Source organism: Janthinobacterium sp. FT14W, from assembly GCF_009208755.1.
Classification (GTDB): Bacteria; Pseudomonadota; Gammaproteobacteria; order Burkholderiales; family Burkholderiaceae_D; genus Janthinobacterium; species Janthinobacterium violaceinigrum.
The window spans coordinates 36,921-50,848 of sequence record NZ_WFLL01000027.1; the positions used below are offsets into that span (position 1 = coordinate 36,921).

The following is a 13,928-nucleotide window of genomic DNA, read 5'->3' on the forward strand; positions in this document are numbered from 1 at the left end:
AATATCGGCGGATGACGCGCGGCCTCGCCCCGCTAATCCGGCCTACGCCACCACTTTTACCACCGCATAGCGCTCCAGCGTCTCCTTGCGCGCTTCGTCGTGCTGCACCAGGGGCTGCGGATAGTCGCGCCCCAGCACGATGTTTTTCTGTTCGAGCAGCATGCGCGGCACCAGCCAGGGCGCATGGATTTCCTTGTCGCCCAGCGCCTTCAGCTGCGGCAGGTAGCGGCGGATGAAGCGTCCGTTCGCATCGAATTTTTCCGATTGCGTGATGGGGTTGAAGATGCGGAAGTAGGGCTGCGCATCGCAGCCGGACGACGAGGCCCATTGCCAGCCGCCGTTGTTCGAGGCCAGGTCGAAGTCATTCAGGTGCAGCGCGAAATACGCTTCGCCGCGGCGCCAGTCGATGCCCAGATCCTTGACCAGGAAGCAGGCCGTGACCATGCGCAGGCGGTTGTGCATATAGCCCGTCTGGTTCAGCTGCGCCATGGCCGCGTCCACCAGCGGATAGCCGGTGCGCCCCTCGCACCAGGCGGCAAACGCGGCATCGGCCTCGGGGCCCGTTTCCCAGGCGATGGCGTCGTAGGCGGGCTTGAAGGCGCCGCCTTCCACATGCGGGTTCTGGTACAGGATCATGGCGTAGAAATCGCGCCAGATCAGCTCTGCCAGCCACACGGGGGCGCCATCGCCGCCGCCGCCCCGGTCCATCAGGTCGACCACGGTGCGCACCAGGTAGCGCAGCGACACGGTGCCGAAGCGCAGGTGCATGGACAGGTAGGACGGTCCCTTCAAGGCGGGAAAATCGCGCGCCACGTCGTAGCGGGCCACGCGCGGCAGGAAATCCTCGAACAGCGTGCTGGCGCCCGACATGCCGGTCGGAATCGCCAGGTCGGCCAGGTTGCTCGGTTCGAAACCCAGTTCGCCCAAAGTGGGCAGGGCGGCGGGCGTGCCGGCGCGCGGCGGGGCCAGGCTGGCCGCATGCGGTTCGATGTCGTACGGCGCCAGGCAAGCGGGTTCGGCGCGCATTTTCTTCAGCCACGCATTCTTGTACGGCGTGTAGACGGTGTACGGCTTGGCCGACAAGGTCAGCACCTCGTCCTTTTCAAAGATGACCTGGTCCTTGAAGCTGAACCACAGACGCGCCTCGTGCGTGAGCGCGGCGGCCACCGCGGCGTCGCGGGCGATCGCCTGCGGCTCGTAGTCGTGGTTGGCAAAGACGGCGTCGGCGTTCAATTCGGCGGCCAGGCGGGGGATGGCCGTGGCGGCGTCCGCGTGCAGCACGATCAGGTCGCCGCCCAGCTGGCGCAGCTCGTCGGCCAGCTCGGCCACGCTGGCATGGATAAAGTCGACGCGCCGGTCGCGGCGCGGCAGCGCTGCCAGGATGGCGGTGTCGTAGACGAAGACGCAATGCACGGCCTGGCTCTGGCGCAGGGCGTGGTGCAGCGCAGCATGGTCAAATGCGCGCAAATCGCGCCGGAACCATACCAGGGAAGTCTTGATTGTCATTATTTCGCGTGTTCAGGGTCAAAGATAGGCTATTTTTTGCCGCCAACAGGGCTTTATGGCCGCTCGCGTCGTGCCTTTGGCGTCGCTGCGGCGGCAATTCAGTGTAAACTAGCGGCTATGTTCGTGGTGTTTTATGTGCGACAGCGATTGTGCAATCAATTTTACAATTGGCATGGCAATGCGCGCGCAAGCGCGGCGATGCTGGATAGGTCGCAAGTTGCAAAGCGTACATGACGTCGCCGCATGGCTCAGCGAATGTATAACAAATTTACAATATAACAAGAATAGCGCCTGGCATCACGCTTCTCGCCGCCCAACATCCGCGGCAGTGTGCGCCAGGCGTACGATAGCGGGGTAAGCGAGACTTGCCAGCAAGGCCACAGAGAGAGCATCGCGTATGAAAAAGAGCAAAATCGACCAGACTCTACCAGGGCATCGTTTGATGCAGGGTGTTGGAGAGCCGGCCGCGACCGGTTCCTCCACCCTGAATCTGGCCAACCATTTCCTGATCGCGATGCCGGCCATGCAAGATCCGATCTTCGGCGGCACGGTCGTCTACGTTTGCGAGCATAATGAGAACGGCGTGCTGGGCGTCGTCATCAACAAGCCCACCGACATGACCATGGAAGTGCTGTTCGACCGCATCGACCTGAAACTGGCTGCCGGCAGCGACACGCCCATCATCAACGAACCGATCATGTTCGGCGGCCCCGTGCAGGATGACCGCGGCTTCGTGCTGCATACGCCGGGCGCGCGCTATTCCTCGTCGCTGACGGTGACGGATGAAATCGCGTTTACCACCTCGATCGACGTGCTCGAAGCCGTCGCCAAGGGCGATGGTCCCGAGCGCATGCTGGTCTCCATCGGCTATTCGGGCTGGAGCCCGGGCCAGCTGGAAGACGAGATCGGCCGCAACGGCTGGCTGACGGTGGGCGCCTCGGCCGACATCCTGTTCGACTTCCCCATCGAGCAGCGCTACGTGGCGGCCATCAAATTGCTGGGCATCGATCCGCTCATGCTCGCCAGCGAGGCTGGCCACGCATGAGCGGTGACGCCATCGACACCATCCTCGCCTTCGATTTCGGCCTGAAACGCATCGGCGTGGCCATCGGCAATACCATGATTTGCCAGGCCAAGCCGCTCAGCGTGATCACGGCCACGGCGAATGAACCGAAGTTTGCCGCCATCGACAGCCTGATCAAGGAGTGGGGCGCGAGCCGCATCGTGGTGGGCTTGCCCAGTCATCCGGATGGCACGGAACACGAGATGAGCGCGCGCTGCCGCCGTTTCGCCAACCAGGTGCATGGCCGCTTCAACCTGCCCGTGGAACTGGTCGACGAGCGCTATTCCTCGGCCGTCATTGCCGCCAAACGCGGCGAAGTGATCGACGACCGCGCCGCCGCCATCATCCTGCAACAGTATTTCGACGCGAACTATTAATCTGACCCTAGTCCCCAATCCTGAATGATTAAGAACTCTATGCCGCATCCTACGAATCCTTCCCAACTCGACGCCGAGGCCCTGTACGCGGTCTTGCTGCAGCAAGTGCAGAACGGCCTGGCGGGCATCCCCAACGTGGCCATCGTCGGCATCCATTCGGGCGGCGCCTGGCTGGCGGAACGCCTGGCGCGCGACCTGAACCTGGTCGACCGCCTGGGCGTGCTCGACGTCTCGTTCTACCGCGACGACTTCGCCCAGAAAGGGCTGCATGCGGACGTCAAGCCGACGCAAATCAGCTTCGACGTGGCCGGCGCCACCATCCTGCTGGTCGACGACGTGCTGTACACGGGCCGCACCACGCGCGCGGCCATCAATGAATTGTTCGACTACGGCCGTCCGGCCAAGATCATGCTGGCCGCCCTGGTCGACCGCGGCGAGCGCCAGCTGCCGGTGGCAGCCGATTTCGTGGCCGCCTTCACTGCCGTGCCGGCGGGCCAGGCCCTGGTCCTGAAGCAAGCCGACGATGGAAAATTCACGCTCACCATAGATACCCACCATGCTTAATCCGCAACTGAATAAACACGGCGAACTGCAACATCTGCTGACGATTGAAGGCTTGCCGAAGTCTATCGTCAACCACATCCTCGATACGGCTTCCTCGTTCGTGGGCATTTCCGACCGCGACGTGAAGAAGGTGCCGCTGATGCGCGGCAAGAGCGTTTTCAACCTGTTCTTTGAAAACTCCACGCGCACCCGCACCACCTTCGAGATCGCCTCGAAGCGTTTGTCGGCCGACGTCATCAACCTGAACATCCAGGCCTCGTCGGCCAGCAAGGGCGAGTCCCTGCTCGACACCATCGACAACCTGTCGGCCATGCACGCCGACATGTTCGTCGTGCGCCACGCGCAGTCGGGCGCGCCCTATCTGATCGCCAAGCATTTGATCGACACGAAGCAGCCGCACGTCCACGTGGTCAACGCGGGCGACGGACGCCACGCGCACCCGACCCAGGGCTTGCTCGACATGTACACGATCCGCCACTACAAGAAGGATTTCACGAACCTGACGGTGGCCATCGTGGGCGACATCCTGCACAGCCGCGTGGCCCGTTCCGATATCCACGCGCTGACCACGCTGGGCGTGCCGGAAGTGCGCGCCATCGGCCCGCACACCCTGCTGCCGGGCGGCCTGGAACAGATGGGCGTGCGCACCTTCACCAACATGGATGAAGGCCTCAAGGGCGTCGACGTGATCATCATGCTGCGCCTGCAGAATGAACGCATGAGCGGCGCGCTGCTGCCGTCGGCGCAGGAATATTTCAAGAGCTACGGCCTGACGCCCGAACGCCTGGCGCTGGCCAAGCCGGACGCCATCGTCATGCATCCGGGCCCGATGAACCGCGGCGTGGAGATCGATTCGGCCGTGGCCGACGGTCCGCAGGCGGTGATCCTGCCGCAGGTGACGTTCGGTATCGCCGTGCGCATGGCGGTGATGAGTATTTTGGCTGGTAATCAGGGCTGATAGCCCAAGGACGAGTAAGCGAGCATGACGACACTACATATCAAGAACGGCCACCTGATCGACCCTGCCAACGGCATCGATGGCTTGCAAGACCTGTTCATCGCCGACGGCAAAGTGCTGGCCGTGGGCAGCGCCCCGGCCGGCTTCAAGGCCGACACCACGTTTGACGCGGCCGGCCTGGTGGTTGCCCCCGGCCTGGTCGACCTGTCCGCGCGCCTGCGCGAGCCGGGCTACGAATACAAGGCAACCCTGGAGTCGGAGCTGCAGGCGGCGCTGCAAGGCGGCGTGACGAGCCTGGTCTGCCCGCCGGACACCGATCCCGTGCTCGACGAGCCGGGCCTGGTGGAAATGCTGAAATACCGCGCCAAGACGCAGAACAAGGCCCACGTGCACCCGCTGGGCGCGCTGACCATGGGCTTGAAGGGCCAGTCGCTGACGGAAATGGCGGAGCTGACGGAAGCGGGCTGCATCGGCTTTGCGCAGGCGGAAGAGCCGATCGAAGACACCACCGTGCTGCTGCGCGCCATGCAGTATGCGAACACATTCGGCTACACCGTCTGGCTGCGTCCGCAGGACCCGCACATCGGCCGCGGCGGCATCGCCCACAGCGGTCCGCTGGCTTCGCGCCTGGGCCTGTCCGGCGTGCCCGTGATGTCCGAAACCATCGCCCTGCACACGATCTTCGAATTGATGCGCGCCAGCCGTGCGCGCGTGCACCTGTGCCGCATCTCGTCGGCGGCGGGCCTGGACCTGATCCGCGCGGCCAAGGCGGAAGGCTTGCCCGTCACCTGCGACGTGGGCGTGCACCATGTGCACCTGACGGACGCCGACATCGGCTTTTTCGACCCGAACGCACGCGTCACGCCGCCGTTCCGCAGCCAGCGCGACCGCGATGCGATCCGCGCGGGCCTGCTCGACGGCACGGTGGACGCCATGTGCTCGGACCACACGCCCGTCGACGACGATGAAAAACTGCTGCCGTTCGGCGAAGCGTCGCCGGGCGCCACGGGCCTGGAACTGCTGCTGTCGCTGGCCCTGAAATGGGCCGACGACTATGCGCTGGCGCAGCCGCAAGCGGGCGCCCGTCCGCTGGCGCGTGCCGTGGCCAAGGTCACGGCCGACGCGGCCCGTGTCGCGGGCATCCCGGCCGGCAGCCTGGCCGTGGGCGAAGCGGCCGACATCTGCGTCTTCGACCCGGCCGCGCGCTGGACCGTGTCGTCGGCTTCGCTGGCCAGCCAGGGCAAGCACACGCCTTTCCTCGGCTATGAGCTGAGCGGCATCGTCAAGGCGACCATCGTGGCTGGACAGGTGGCGTTCCAGCGTTAATTTTTTGTACTGGAGTGAAACTCCAGCATACTGCCGGGGTCAGACCCGCCGGGTCTGACCCCAGAATTTGCTGTGGGTTTGCTTCTTTATCTGGTGTCATTTGAAACTTCTGCTTACCTACCGCCTCGCGCGCATCGCCATTCATCTGAGCTGCGGCATGGCCAAGAGCGCCGTGCTCTTTCCCTGGCTGGACCTGGAGGGCCGCAACCGGCGCATCCGCCGCTGGTCGACGCAGCTGCTCGACATCTGCGGCGTGCACGTGGCGCAGCCGGCAGACAGCGTGCCGGCGCTTGACCATGCGATGGTGGTGGCGAACCACGTGTCGTGGCTCGACATCTTCGTCATCAATGCCGTGCACCCTTGCCGCTTCGTCGCCAAGGCGGAAATCCGCGCCTGGCCGATCCTGGGCTGGCTGGCGGGACGCGCCGGCACGATCTTCATTTCGCGCGGCAGCAAGCGCGATTTGCGCCTGATCTTCCAGGGCCTGGTGGACAAGTTGACGGCGGGCGAGCGCATCGCGTTCTTCCCCGAGGGGACGACCGCCGCGCAGGGACAGATTTTGCCGTTCCACGCCAACCTGTTCGAGGCGGCCATCGACGCGCAAGTGCCGGTGCAGCCGTTCGCGCTCGTGTATGTGGATGACAAGGGCGCGCTGCACCATGCCGTCGATTTCATCGGCGAGATGAGTTTTGCGCAAAGCATGGTGGCGATCCTGAGCGGCCCGCCCATCACGGCGCGCTTGACTTGCCTGGCGCCGGTGGCGACCCTGGACGCGCACCGACGGGACCTGGCGGCGGCAACGCAGGCGGCGGTGGCCGCCGCGCTGCCGCTGGAGCCGGCGGCCTAACCCTTCACGTGCAGCCAGCGTGCATGCGCGGCGCGGGCCAGGTAGTCGAGGATGAAGCCGAGTATGCCGATCAGCACGATGGCGGCCATCAGCTCCGAATAGGCGAGGCGGTCGCGCGTGTCGAGGATGAAGTAGCCGAGACCGGCCGAAACGCCCAGCATTTCCGCCGGCACCAGCACGATCCAGATGATGCCGATGGCCAGGCGCACGCCCGTCAGGATATCGGCCGTGATGCCCGGTAAAATCACCTTGAATACGATCTCGCTGCGCGTGGCCGACAGGCTGCGCGCCAGCAGCAGCCAGTTCGGATCGAGCCGCGCCACGCCGGCCGCCGTATTGAGCAGGATAGGCCAGACGGCCGCAAACGCCAGCAGGAAGTACACGGGCGCATCGCCCACGCCCAGCACCATCACGGCGATCGGCATCCACGACAGCGGCGAAATCATGCGCAGCAGCTGGAACAGGGGCATGGCCGCGCCGGAAAAGCTTTTCGACATGGCCACCAGCACGCCCAGCGGCACGCCGATGACGATCGCCAGCCCCAGGCCCACGGCCACCCTTTGCAGGCTCAATACCACGTGCAGCCAGATATCCGAACCTCCCAGCATTTCCTTGAACGCCAGCGCCGTGGGCAGCGGCGCAAAGGCGGTGGCGATCGGCGTGGATTTCTCCAGCGCCGTCACGCTCACGGACCACAACAGCAAGGCACAGGCCAGCCCCACCAGGGGCAGGCCGAACTTCGTGAACAACTTGCTCGCCATCGTCAGACCGCCACGGTTTCGCTGCGCAGCAGGTTGGCCGGCAAGCCGAAGGCGGCCGGGCCGCCCACGGCCGTGATGGCCTTGCGCACGAAGCGGTCATCGACCAGGTCGCGCGCGGCGAACTTCGGATCGAGGCTGGACAGGAAGCGCGTATCGCCTTCCACCTTGGTGCGGCCGATGGCGCGTACCAGTTCTTCCGTGTACGAGGAAAACGGATACGGCTGGAAGTCGATGCGGCGCTGCTGCCAGTTCTTGTGCACGATCAGTCCCTGCTTTTCGTAGCTGGCGTAATCGGTGGTGGCCAGCACCTTGGTCAGCACCTGCAGCGGATGCGGCGTGTAGCGGTTCTCTCCCACGTTCGACAGCAGCTTGGCCGTGTCGACCTGGTTCGAGCGCGTCCACAGCTGCGCCTTGACGATGGCGTTGGTGACCTTCTGCGCCCATTCGGGACGCGTATTGATGTCGCGCTCCGACAGGAAAGTGACGCAGCACGCATGGTTTTTCCACACGTCGCCCGAGAAGCGCAGGATCTTGCCGATGCCGGCGTTTTCCGCCGCCGCGTTGAACGGTTCTGCCACGATGTAGCCGGCGATGGACTTGCTGGCCAGGGCGGAGACCATTTCGGCCGGCGCCAGCACGATCAGGTTGACTTCATTCGGCTTGATGGCCGCGTTGCGCGCGCGCGTGACCGGGGTCAGGCCGTTGGCGGACAGGATCTGCTGCAGCAGGATGTTGTGGATCGAGTACCAGAACGGGATGGCGACCGTGCGCCCGCCCAGGTCGGAGACCTTGTTGATCTCGTTGGCCACCGTCAGCGCGGAGCCGTTGACGTGGTTCCAGGCCACGACTTTCGCGGGGAACTTGGCGCCGTAGCGTACCCACAGGGTGGCTGGCGACAGCAGATGGATGACGTTGACCTGGCCGGCGACAAACGCTTCGATGATCTGCGCCCAGCTGCGGAACAAACGCGGCGTTTCCGCCTGCAAGCCTTCCGCTTCGAACAGCTTGCGGGCGTGGGCGACCAGCAGCGGGGTGGCGTCGGTGATGGGCAGGTAGCCGATCTTCACGGGCTGGTCGTCGCCTTTGGGACCCTGCTGGGCCATGGCGTCGCCGGCGAACAGCAGCGGCGAGGCGACGCTGGCCGTGGCCAATGCCGACATGCGCAGGAAGTCGCGCCGCGTCAGGCCGCAGTCGCAATCGGACGAGGCGCAGATGTGCAGGGGTTTGTTTTGATCTTGGAATGTCATGGAGTGTTCCGGTCGATTAAAGTTGGGCGAAGGCAGGCGCGTGATCCTGCTTTTGCAGCGCTTGCAGGGCGTCGAGGATGTCCATCTTGAGCGCGATGACGTCGGCGCTGTGGCCGATGCGCGGCCGGGCGATGGCGACGGGCCACTCGCGCACGATGTTGCCAGGCTTGCCGCCCATCAGCAGGATGCGGTCGGCCACCAGGATCGCTTCATCGATATCGTGCGTGACCAGCAGCACGGCCGTATGCCAGCGGTGCACCACGTCGACCAGCAGCGATTGCATCTCGGCGCGCGTGATGGCGTCGAGCGCGGAAAACGGCTCGTCGGCGAACAGCAGTTCCGGTTCGCGCGCCAGCGCGCGCGCCAGCGCCACCCTCTGCGCCATGCCGCCCGACAGGGCGGACGGATACAATTTTTCGCGGCCCTTCAGGCCCACCGCTTCGATGGCTTGCGCCACGCGCGCCTGGTGCGCCTCGCGCGTCAGCTGCGGCTGGTGCTTGAAGTCCAGGCCGAAACCGGCGTTGCCCGTGACGTTGAGCCAGGGCAGCAGGCTCGCCTGCTGGAACACGAGGGCGCTGCGCGGATCCGGTTCGCGCATGGGCGCGTCGAGAAATTGAATCTCGCCCGTGGATGGCGGCTGCAGGCCGGCCAGCACGCGCAGCAAACTCGATTTGCCGCAGCCGCTGCCACCCAGCAGGCAGACGATTTCGCGCCTGCGCACGCCCAGCGAGACGTGCTGGAACACGGGCGCCGTGCCGGGATAGGCATAGCCGAGATCCTGCGCCTGCAGCGCCCATTGTTGCGGTTCCGCTGCTGCCGTCATGCCTGCGCTCCCGCGGCCTTGGCCGCCTGCTGGCTGTCGAACAGCTGCAAGGCCGCCTGCAATTGCGTCAGGCTGGGCGTGACGATGGGGATGAACGACGATTCGCGCCAGCGGCGGGCAAAACCCTGCTGCTCCCCGTTCAGGTAGGCGCGCCCGCCCATGGCCTGCAGTTCCAGCATCAGCGCCTGCTGCAGCAGTTCTGCCAGCTGTATGCGCAGGCGGAACATGGCTGGCGCCTGCGTCTTGAAGCGGCCATCGTGTACGCCGGCCAGCAAGGTAGCGACGGCTGCCTCCAGGGTCGCTTGCAGCGCTTCGATGCGCGGCGTGAGCTGGTTGCGCGAGCCGGCGGAGATCTGCGCCGCCTGCGCCAGGCTGGCACGCGCCAGGCCGATCGACAGGCCGCACTGCATGCCAAGGAACGATGGGCGCACCTGCGGCAGCCAGGCTGGCGCATTGTCGCTGATGATGTCGGCGGCGGGGATGTGCACCTGCGCCAGCTTGACGGAAGCCGTATTGCTGCCGCGCAGGGCGATCAGGTCCAGGTCGTCGCTGCGCTTGACGCCTGCCGTGCCGCTGTCGAAGGCGACGATGACGGGGGGCGCGCCATCGCTGGGCGCCACGGCGGCGGCCGCGACAAAGCCCGCCTTGCGCAAGTTCGTCACCCAGGCCAGGCCGCCGTCGACCAGCAAGCCGTCGGCGTGGCGCGCGCCCGTGATTTGCAGCTGCTCGATGCCGGACAGGAATTTCATGGCGTTCGACAGACCGCTGGCGCCCGCCTGCGCGCCGGCCAGCAGGCCAGGCAAGCGGCGCTCGGCCAGCGCGCGGTTGTCGCTTTGCAGCAGGAATTCGATGAAGCAGCGCTGGCCCCAGAAGACAAAGGCCGCCGTCACCGATTGCTCGGCCACTGTGGCGATGGCGTCGATGGCGTCGCGCACGTCGCCGCCCGCGCCGCCGTGTTCCTGCGGCACGCCGATGCGCAGCAGCTGGTCGCCGGCCAGCGCCGGCAAAACGGTTTCAGCCAGGTCCGACGATTGGTCGAGCTGGTCGGCGTGCATGTGCAGCCAGTGAGGGAGCTTGGCCATGTCAGACGGCGCCAGGCAGGTAGGGCGTCAATTGCGGATTGACGGGCGTGCCGGCCAGGCTGTTGGAAAAATTGCACAGGGTGGCCAGGCTGATGCCCAGCACGACTTCCAGCGCCTGCTGCTCGTTGTAGCCGGCGGCCAGGAAGGCTTGATAGTCGCCGTCGGCGACGGCGCCGCGCGTGGCGATGACGGCCGTGGCGAAGGCGGCGACGGCGTCGAGTTGCGCGTCGCCCGTCGGCTGGCCGTGCTGCAGGGCACGCACGGTCTCCGGCGTCTGGCCCGCCTTTTTCAGCGAGATGGCGCTGTGGCCGGCGATGCAGAAATCGCAGCCGTGGATGCGTGCAGCCGTGATCTGCACCACTTCGCGTTCCATCAGGCTCAGGCTGGCGCGCGCATTGATGCCGGAGACGGTCAGATAAGTCTCCAGCGCCAGCGGGGCGTTGGCCAGCACGCCGATCAGGTTGGGCAGGTAGCCGTTGTTGGCGATGGCTTTTTCCACGAAGGGGCGGCTATCGGCCGGGGCGGTGTCGAGGGTGTGCAGCGTCAGACGGGACATGGGGTACCTTGCTAGTTTAGTAAGTCACCCGGCCATTATATCGGCCATGCCGTGCAGGTAACAGACGTCAGCGTCGTCCTTTTGTGCTCGTTCGTCTTTGATTGCGCAAACCTTGATGTCAGCTGGCCAGCTGGCGCTGGCGCTGGTCGCGCCGGTAGGCGCCCGGTTGCTCGCCCGTGACCCGCTTGAACGCGCGCGTAAACGCGGCGTGCGAGCGGTAGCCCACCAGTTCGGCCGCGCGTTCGACGGAGACGCCGTCGTGCAGGCGCCGGGCGGCGATCTTCATGCGCAGCAGGAGCAGGAACTGGGCCGGCGAGTGGCCGCTGGCACTGGCGAAATGCTTGCAGAAGCTGGCGCGCGACATGCACGCGGCCTTGGCCATGTTCTCGATCGACCAGTCGGCGGCGGGGGCGTCGAGCATGCGTTCGAGCAGCGGCGAAAATGCGGGCTGGTGCAGCAGCGACAGCAGGCCGGCCGCCACCTGTTCGCCCTGCGCCACATGGCGGATCAGGTAGAAGAACAGCAGTTCGACCAGGCGCGCGATCAGGGGCGACGGCTGTTCCGGATCGCCGCCCGCCTCGCCGAGGATCAGGTCGAACAGCGCGGCGGCGGCGCTGAAGGCGGGCGCGTCGCCGCGTATCAGCAGATACGGCGGGAACGAGTCGACGATCAGTGCGGAGAGGGCGCCGCGAAATTGAAAGAAGCCGCAGGCCAGCGCCGTTGCGGGGCTGTCCGTGGACGCCTGCAGCGGCAGCATCGTTTGTGCGCTCACCGCCTGCAAGGGATCGCCATGGGGGCTGAGGAAGTGCGGCAAGTCGCGCAGCAGGAAGACGCCATCGCGCGGGCCCAGGGCAATCGGCGCCGCGCCATCGAGATGCAGGTAGCAGTGGCCATCGAGCACCAGGTGAAAGCTGCCCAGTTCCCGGCCCGCCGTGGAAGCGCGCCAGCGGCCGCAGTACTGGCCCACATGCAGCACGGCGGTGTCGAGTTCCAGGCTGCCGAGCAGCCAGCGCGCCAGTCTGTCGGTATCAGGATGCATGGGATGGCAAAGGCAAAAGCTGCATCATACGGCGCAGGCGCGGCAAGGCAAACGACCGTTTTCGACTAAGCATATGTGCGCCATGCAGCTTAGCGCTTGCCGCTGTGCTGCTGGAACGCGGGACAGTCGACTTGCAGCAGCGAGCGGTCTTCCAGGCACACGGCGGAGAGTTTGCCGCCCCAGACGCAGCCGCTATCGAGGCCGATCAGGCGGGGCCGCAACTGCAGCCCCAGCGCCGACCAGTGGCCGAAGACGACGGTGTCGTCCGCGCTGCGCCGTCCCGGCACGTCGAACCAGGGCAGCAGGCCGGAGCCCGGCGGCGCGCTGCCGCTCTCCTTCATCTTGAAGTCCATGACGCCGTCCGGCGTGCAAAAGCGCAGCCGCGTCATGGCGTTGACGATGCAGCGCAGCCGGTCGGCGCCCTGCAGGTCGTCGCGCCAGGCGGCCGGTTCATTGCCGTACATGGTGCGCAGGAACGCCACCCAGCCGTCGCTGCGCAGCATGGCGGCTACTTCCTCGCTCAGCGACAGGGCCTGCGAGGCGCTCCATTGCGGCAGCAAGCCCGCATGCACGAGCACGTGGCCCTGGTGCTGCAAGGCGAGCGGGCGCTGGCGCAGCCAGGCGAGCAATTCTTCGCGGTCGGGCGCATCGAGGATGTCGGCCAGCGTATCGGACGCATGCTCCGGGCGGATGCCGTTGGCCACGGCCAGCAAGTGCAAGTCATGGTTGCCCAGGACGCTGTCGGCCAGGCCCTGCTGCGCCAGCGCATGCACGTGGCGCAGGGTGGCCAGCGAGGCGGGACCACGGTTGATCAGGTCGCCGGCGAACAGGAGCCGGTACGGGCCATCTGCCGCCACCTGGATGCGCTCGATCAGTTCGACGGTTTGTGCATGGCAGCCTTGCAGATCGCCGATAAAGTAGGTTTTCATATGTGCCGGAGTGAAGTGAACGACGCGCATGCATTATAAGCACGGCCGCCCGTTGGCGCTGGAGACATTGTCGGAAAATAGCAGATGGCGCGTGGGCGCGGCAGGCCGGAAAAAACGGATGCGGATTAAACCGGAGCGGCAATTACTCCTGTTTAATGCGCCGCTGCCGTACGTCGATAATCATTTCCCGGTCCGCTTGCGGGAATGGCTGGCTGTAGCGGCCAGTCCCGCAAGCAGTAGGTGCATGCCAGTTGGAATATCATTTCATTCATGTCAATTCATGTTTCGCGCCTTATTTCTGCATATTCTTCATTTGATCTTAATATTGAGTGGATAAAAAAACCGATGGCCGCGATTCAAATGGCGATGGATTATGCTGCGGTGCGCAAATATTTATACAATGTAGTATATTTCACGTGATTTTATTAATTCAATTAATGTAAGGGATATACGGAATGGATCTGTCGACGATGACGATGCAGGAATTGCGCAAACTGGAAGATAATGTCAAGCAGGAATTGAGCTGCCGCGAACGTGAAGACTTGAGCAAGGCGCGCGAACAGATCATGGCCATCGCGCAGCAAGCGGGCATTCCGCTGAAGCAGCTGATACTCGACGGCCTGCACCCGCGGGCGGGCAAGGTCGCCGTGCGTTACCGCCATCCGGACAATGCGACTGAGCAATGGACAGGCCGCGGCCGCCAGCCGCTGTGGGTCAAGCAATGGGTGGAATCGGGCAAGTCTATCGATCTGCTGCGCGTATAATTCGGTATACTCTTGGCGCAGTGGCAAGCTGGCAGTTTCGCGCCGCACCTTGCCTCGCACCCTATTGATACCCTTACTTATACCGT

The 13,928-nt window shown here is 65.1% G+C and carries 15 protein-coding genes; 7 read left to right on the forward strand and 8 right to left on the reverse strand.

The window, feature by feature from the left end:
- Positions 1 to 42: 42 nt before the first annotated feature.
- On the reverse strand, positions 43 to 1,506 hold the full coding sequence (locus GCN74_RS18030; RefSeq protein WP_152257953.1) for a cryptochrome/photolyase family protein: 1,464 nt from the start codon (positions 1,504 to 1,506) through the stop codon (positions 43 to 45).
- Between the two features lie 442 nt (positions 1,507 to 1,948).
- Here GCN74_RS18030 and GCN74_RS18035 point away from each other — a divergent pair, with 442 nt between their 5' ends.
- From GCN74_RS18035 to GCN74_RS18060, 6 genes are all read left to right on the forward strand, one after another.
- The gene (locus tag GCN74_RS18035) at positions 1,949 to 2,551 is read left to right on the forward strand and encodes a YqgE/AlgH family protein (protein ID WP_035822086.1); all 603 of its coding nucleotides are present in this window, start codon (positions 1,949 to 1,951) and stop codon (positions 2,549 to 2,551) included.
- Positions 2,548 to 2,946 (forward strand): Holliday junction resolvase RuvX, encoded by a 399-nt coding sequence (ruvX, locus tag GCN74_RS18040; RefSeq protein ID WP_223278885.1) that lies wholly within the window; start codon positions 2,548 to 2,550, stop codon positions 2,944 to 2,946. Before GCN74_RS18035 ends, ruvX begins: the two co-directional genes overlap by 4 nt.
- Before the next feature lie 39 nt (positions 2,947 to 2,985).
- Positions 2,986 to 3,510 carry a bifunctional pyr operon transcriptional regulator/uracil phosphoribosyltransferase PyrR gene (pyrR, locus tag GCN74_RS18045; RefSeq protein WP_152257954.1) on the forward strand — a complete coding sequence of 175 codons (525 nt, stop codon included), beginning with the start codon at positions 2,986 to 2,988 and terminating at the stop codon, positions 3,508 to 3,510.
- Positions 3,503 to 4,468, forward strand: coding sequence for an aspartate carbamoyltransferase catalytic subunit (locus tag GCN74_RS18050; protein WP_034746695.1), 966 nt, complete (start codon positions 3,503 to 3,505; stop codon positions 4,466 to 4,468). Before pyrR ends, GCN74_RS18050 begins: the two co-directional genes overlap by 8 nt.
- 24 nt (positions 4,469 to 4,492) lie before the next feature.
- Complete coding sequence (locus GCN74_RS18055) at positions 4,493 to 5,794, forward strand: dihydroorotase (RefSeq protein WP_152257955.1); 1,302 nt, start codon at positions 4,493 to 4,495, stop codon at positions 5,792 to 5,794.
- A gap of 100 nt (positions 5,795 to 5,894) precedes the next feature.
- Positions 5,895 to 6,641 (forward strand): lysophospholipid acyltransferase family protein, encoded by a 747-nt coding sequence (locus tag GCN74_RS18060; RefSeq protein ID WP_152257956.1) that lies wholly within the window; start codon positions 5,895 to 5,897, stop codon positions 6,639 to 6,641.
- Here GCN74_RS18060 and GCN74_RS18065 read toward each other — a convergent pair.
- The 7 genes from GCN74_RS18065 to GCN74_RS18095 form a co-directional block, all read right to left on the reverse strand.
- Positions 6,638 to 7,402: an ABC transporter permease gene (locus GCN74_RS18065; RefSeq protein WP_152257957.1), complete on the reverse strand. Its 765-nt coding sequence runs from the start codon at positions 7,400 to 7,402 to the stop codon at positions 6,638 to 6,640. The two genes, GCN74_RS18060 and GCN74_RS18065, sit on opposite strands and share 4 nt — an antisense overlap.
- A 2-nt stretch (positions 7,403 to 7,404) precedes the next feature.
- The gene (locus tag GCN74_RS18070) at positions 7,405 to 8,649 is read right to left on the reverse strand and encodes an ABC transporter substrate-binding protein (protein WP_152257958.1); all 1,245 of its coding nucleotides are present in this window, start codon (positions 8,647 to 8,649) and stop codon (positions 7,405 to 7,407) included.
- A gap of 16 nt (positions 8,650 to 8,665) precedes the next feature.
- Entirely contained in the window at positions 8,666 to 9,472 is an 807-nt protein-coding gene (locus tag GCN74_RS18075) for an ABC transporter ATP-binding protein (protein ID WP_152257959.1), read from the reverse strand.
- On the reverse strand, positions 9,469 to 10,554 hold the full coding sequence (locus tag GCN74_RS18080) for an acyl-CoA dehydrogenase family protein (protein WP_152257960.1): 1,086 nt from the start codon (positions 10,552 to 10,554) through the stop codon (positions 9,469 to 9,471). The genes GCN74_RS18075 and GCN74_RS18080 overlap by 4 nt, the downstream gene beginning before the upstream one ends.
- A 1-nt stretch (position 10,555) precedes the next feature.
- Positions 10,556 to 11,110, reverse strand: a complete 555-nt coding sequence (locus tag GCN74_RS18085; RefSeq protein ID WP_152257961.1) for a carboxymuconolactone decarboxylase family protein — start codon at positions 11,108 to 11,110, stop codon at positions 10,556 to 10,558.
- Between the two features lie 118 nt (positions 11,111 to 11,228).
- A complete protein-coding gene (locus tag GCN74_RS18090) occupies positions 11,229 to 12,149 on the reverse strand; it encodes an AraC family transcriptional regulator (protein ID WP_152257962.1) in 921 nt (306 codons plus the stop codon).
- A gap of 89 nt (positions 12,150 to 12,238) precedes the next feature.
- The gene (locus GCN74_RS18095; RefSeq protein WP_152257963.1) at positions 12,239 to 13,078 is read right to left on the reverse strand and encodes a symmetrical bis(5'-nucleosyl)-tetraphosphatase; all 840 of its coding nucleotides are present in this window, start codon (positions 13,076 to 13,078) and stop codon (positions 12,239 to 12,241) included.
- 455 nt (positions 13,079 to 13,533) lie between these two features.
- Here GCN74_RS18095 and GCN74_RS18100 point away from each other — a divergent pair, with 455 nt between their 5' ends.
- Positions 13,534 to 13,842 carry an H-NS family nucleoid-associated regulatory protein gene (locus GCN74_RS18100; RefSeq protein ID WP_152257964.1) on the forward strand — a complete coding sequence of 103 codons (309 nt, stop codon included), beginning with the start codon at positions 13,534 to 13,536 and terminating at the stop codon, positions 13,840 to 13,842.
- The last annotated feature ends 86 nt before the right edge of the window (positions 13,843 to 13,928 follow it).